Here is a 4,846-nt window from a genome sequence, read left to right as displayed (position 1 = left end):
CTCATAGTAAAAAAGGGGAAGAAATATTAGATACGATGCTTGTTAAAAAACACATAGAATGTAGAAATAAAATGGAAGTTCAACGCCATATTTATGGTGACTTAAAAAATGAATTTTTTAAATTTCTTACAAAGTACATGTAAAATAATAAAAAGCAGTCTGCTGAATGCTCTGATTTTTTTATTTAAAGAAGTAATCAAAAAAGCTTCTGAAATTTTCAGAAGCTTTAAAAATCATTTTAAATTTTATTATTTAATCATTATCAACAGGAACTTCATAATCTCCTTCAAATTCAAGAGAAGGGAAATCTGCATCTTTTATGAGGTTTTCTGAAGTTGCAATTTTAAAATTAATATTGTCGTTTGTTTTTAATTCCCAAACAATGCCTTCAGCTTCTTGGAAATCTGCATTTCCTTCCATCTGTGTCCCAAACAATCTTTTCAAAATATTTCTATCAGAAAGGCCATTGCTAAATAATTTTAGCAAAATTTCTTTTGTAATTATAACATCGGAATTTGCATTAAGTGGTTTAATGGAACAATCAATTAATGTAGCATTTGCGCTTGGAAATGTTCCGTTGAATGCTTTATAAAGTAGCTGATTGCAATTAAACAATGCATATTGAAGTTCTATTTCAGGATATTCTTCACATACAGTATCAATAAGCATATCATTTGAAATCTGATCAATTTGCCCTTCGGATAAATAATTACTTAATTTATAATCCAACAAAATCACAGCAGCTTCTTTGGGCTCAAAATCGGTAATTGCCATTAATAATAATTCATGTAAAGTATCTTTTTTGGAAGTTCCAGCATCGGGAAAATTAAATTTCTCCAACAATTGGATATAATCTTCGGTGGTCCAGTAATCCTTTATTTCATCAACAGTTTTTATGCTGTTTATTTTTATGTTGTATTTCATCTGTTTAAATTTTATTTTTTAGCGGTAACAGATGCTGTTCGCCATTAATCATTCCTTTGTGTGTCAAAATTTGTAATGCTCGTTTCATCTGTAAATATTTATTGTTTTTTTAGTTTGCAATTAAGGTAATAATTTTATCTGAAATTGCTGTAGAGAGCAATCATAAGTTGTTGTTAAGATTTAATTTGGGGTTATAGATTGAATTATTTTGCAACCAAATTCAATTTTCAGCAACAGCACTTTTTTCAAAAAAATATGAAATAAAAAAAGGACAGGTGGTTTTTCCGTGTCCTTTTTTTATTCAAATAATATTCTATAACAAGTTAAAGAATTTAATACTGTTTTAGTCATTTTAAATTGATGACAAATCAATGAATTATTAAAGTATAATGATTAAAAGTAAAATAATAATAATGGCGCCAGCTGAAATATAAACACCGTTTCCAGAAGATCTTATATCTGCTTTAATTGCACGAACTTCTTTTCGTAGCGCTTTTTTCTCAGAACGCTCCATTTCTGATTTATCCATGTCTTTTATTTCTTCTAAACGATTAAGCATCACTTGAATTTCTGCAGGGATTTCCGTAGTAGTTTTTGCAGGATTTTTTTCAGAAGCGTTTACTGTTGTAAATGCACCTAATGATAACATCATTATCATTAAATAAAGTCTTGTTTTTTTCATTTTGTTGCTGTTTAAAAATTGTAATTTAGTTATGTGTAAATATGCAACATAGTGTGCCTTATAAAGTTACATATTTTTTATTAAAATTTACATAATTCACACATAATTTAATAGAAAAATTATAGGCTAAAACCATATTGAGTTTTTATTTAAAACACAGATTATATTGAAAAGCATGAATTCTTCATAGCTTTAAGAATTTATTTTTTTGACTTGCCTGCGTGGCCTTCATCGATAAAATTTAAAACTTTTAATTGCAGTTATTAATTTCTTTTGAAGAGCTTTTCAAAGAATGATTTTTTTGCTGGCTGCTTATCCTTTTCATCTTCGTTCACATCCTTCTTTGTGTTATTATCAAACAATCTATTGAAAAAACCTTCAATACCTGTTTCTCTATAAGGTTCACATTCCATAAAGGAATAATCAGCATCGGGAAATGCAAATGAAGTGAGATATCTTTTTCTTAATGCATTATTCTTTTCAATTCCTTTTAGCACTTGGGCAACAATTGGCAATGCCAAAGATGATCCTGAACCCTTACCACTGTAAAAGTGAACATCAGGTGTACTGGCACCTACCCATGTGCCTAGCACTAAATCAGGAGTATATGCAATAAACCAAGCATCAGAATAGTTTTGAGCGGTTCCTGTTTTACCAGCAAGTTCTGCTTTAATTCCATATTTATTGCGTATTCTAGTTCCTGTTCCTTGATTAATTGCTTGTTGTAAAATGGCTGTTATCATCTGACTGGTTTCAATACTAAAAACATCTTTCGGTTCTGGAGTATCTGCAATATACAAGATGTTACCCTTAGCATCGGTAATTTTATCAATCATTAACAGTTCATTAGTTTGACCCTCGTTAGCGAAAGCACCATAAGCTTTTACAATCTCATAAAGGGATAAGTCGAGCGTACCAAGGGCAATTGATGGCGCATTAGTTTTTGTTAATGGAAAGTTTAGCTTTTTACAAGTATTAAGAAGGTTTTCTCTACCCAATTTAAAGTATAAATCAACTGTTGGAAGATTCATAGAATGGGCTAACGAATACCACAAAGCAACGTTATTATCTGGCGTAGACGCATGGTCAAAGTTTTTTGGCTCCCAATCTTCAAATTCCGAATATATTTTTTCTTCATTTTCAAGATATGTACAAGGTGTAAAACCATTTTCAAGCGCTGTGGCATATAAAACAGTTTTAAAAGTTGAAGCTATTTGCCTATGCGAAAGCACCATATCAAAAGGAAGTGTTCTAAAATGATTACCTCCAACCCAGCTAATGACTGCTCCATTTTTAGGATTGGTAATTAGTACTGCAGCATTTAACATCTTATAATAATGCCATAAACTGTCTAGCTTACTAATATTTTTGGTTTGCATACCTTCCCAATCCAGCACCTCAACATTTCTTTTTTGCAAGTCCTTCTCCTTACTTTGCTGCTTTTGTTTTGTGTACCATTGTTTTTTAAATTGACGGTTTTCAAGTTCTTTATCCAGTAGTTGCTGCATATTGGTAAGCTGCTTTTTAATAGCATCAGAAGCCAACTCCTGAACTTGCATATTTAGCGTAGTATATATTTTCAGCCCATCTTTTTCTAGGTTATATTCTTTGCCAGTAGTAGTTTTGACAGTTTCCAACAGCTCCAACGTTTTCTTTTTTACCTGATAAACAAAGTAGCCTGCCGTAGCTTTTAAATTAACGTTTTCATAATTTAGTTGGAGTGGTAATTTTTGTAAACTATCAGTTACTTTGGAAGATAAATAATGTTGTTTTTCCATCAAATTCAAAATTAAATTTCGACGCTCAATGGAATTTTTGGGATTTAGCCTAGGATTGAAATAAGTGTTAGCTTTTAATAAACCTACCAACACAGCAGATTCTTCGATTTTTAATTGACTGGCTGTTTTGTTAAAATATCGGCGTGATGCTGCTTCTACTCCATAAACATTTTCTCCAAAAGGTACAGAGTTGAGGTACAACAGTAAGAGTTCTTCTTTGGTATAAATAGCTTCAATTTTGGATGCAATAATTACTTCTTTTATTTTGTTAACAGGAATACTTAGAATCCCGTAATTATTACGACCATAAAGATTTTTAACTAATTGTTGTGTTAGGGTACTTCCACCGCCAGTATTTGTGTTACGAAACAGTATACTTTTTACAAATACACGAAAATAACTTTGGGTGTCATAACCTTTGTGGGTATAAAAACGCTTGTCTTCTGTCGCAACCAATGCGTTTTTAAGATGTTCTGGAATTTCTTCCCAAAGAATATTCGTTCGGTTTTCTGCAAAGAATTTTCCTATTAAAATATTGTCAGAAGAAATTACTTGTGATGCTTCTTCATTACTGATGGATGCTAAAACATTTTTATCAGGTAAAGATCCAAAAACACCAAAATACACCAGTAAAAACAACAATCCTATCAATAAGATTACGGTAGTTATAAATACAGCGAAGTATTTAAGAAATTGTTTAATGTAATTTTGAATTTTAAGTTGCATAAATTTAATTCTATAATAGTTGTAAAAATAGGAATTAAAAAAAGGATAGGGTTTAAATCCTATCCTTTTCATTTCAAACAATCCATGTAATAAATTACAGAATTTATTTTTGAGGTACTACATCAATAATAACGGTACGGTTGTAAGATCTTTCTTCAGGAAGTGTATTTCCAAAAGGCGCTGCATCTTCATTTTCTCCTAATCCAGTTACTTCAAATGTAACACCAGTGGTGCCTAATTTTGAAACACTGTTTTGCAAAGTGGTTTTAACATCATTTGCTCTTTTTTCAGACAATGTTTGGTTATAAGCTTCCTCACCAATAACATCAGTATGACCGTGTATGATCACTTTTGCGTTTGCTGGAATTTTAGGAGCCACAACTTCTGAAAGATATTTATCGTACATCGCAATTGCGTTTGCATCATCAAATTCATAAATAATACTGAATCTCATTCCTTCTTCAACTTCAGAAGGTGTCCAAGCTACAATGTGTACAGTAGATTCTTTTGTAATAATTTCACCATTTTTGTTTGTGCCAATCATTTTCACGTTGTAATCTCCTTCAGGGCTTACGCCTAAAATAGTGTTTCCAGAAATACTCACTTCTTCTTGTGTGTAAGGACCGAAATTTTGTACAGTTCCGTCTTTATCTGTAAGTTCCATTTGCCAAGTGCTAAATGCTTCATCTGCTCCGTCAACTTTAAAAGTAACGTAACTTTCAATTGGTGCTTCTGG

Annotated in this window: 4 protein-coding genes; all 4 read right to left on the bottom strand. The window is 31.4% G+C overall.

From position 1 onward, the window contains the following. Positions 1-252 precede the first annotated feature (252 nt). Positions 253-924 carry a hypothetical protein gene (locus tag ABY863_RS12815; protein WP_372795451.1) on the bottom strand — a complete coding sequence of 224 codons (672 nt, stop codon included), beginning with the start codon at positions 922-924 and terminating at the stop codon, positions 253-255. 379 nt (positions 925-1,303) lie between these two features. Further along, the gene (locus tag ABY863_RS12810) at positions 1,304-1,576 is read right to left on the bottom strand and encodes a hypothetical protein (protein WP_372795449.1); all 273 of its coding nucleotides are present in this window, start codon (positions 1,574-1,576) and stop codon (positions 1,304-1,306) included. A gap of 293 nt (positions 1,577-1,869) precedes the next feature. Further along, the gene (locus tag ABY863_RS12805; protein WP_372795447.1) at positions 1,870-4,182 is read right to left on the bottom strand and encodes a transglycosylase domain-containing protein; all 2,313 of its coding nucleotides are present in this window, start codon (positions 4,180-4,182) and stop codon (positions 1,870-1,872) included. Positions 4,183-4,213: 31 nt separating this feature from the next. After that, a partial coding sequence (locus ABY863_RS12800; protein WP_372795445.1) for an OmpA family protein occupies positions 4,214-4,846 on the bottom strand: 633 nt, incomplete at its 5' end.

It is taken from the genome of Lutibacter sp., from assembly GCF_041562875.1.
GTDB lineage: Bacteria > Bacteroidota > Bacteroidia > Flavobacteriales > Flavobacteriaceae > Lutibacter.
This window is presented reverse-complemented; position numbering and strand designations above follow the sequence as displayed.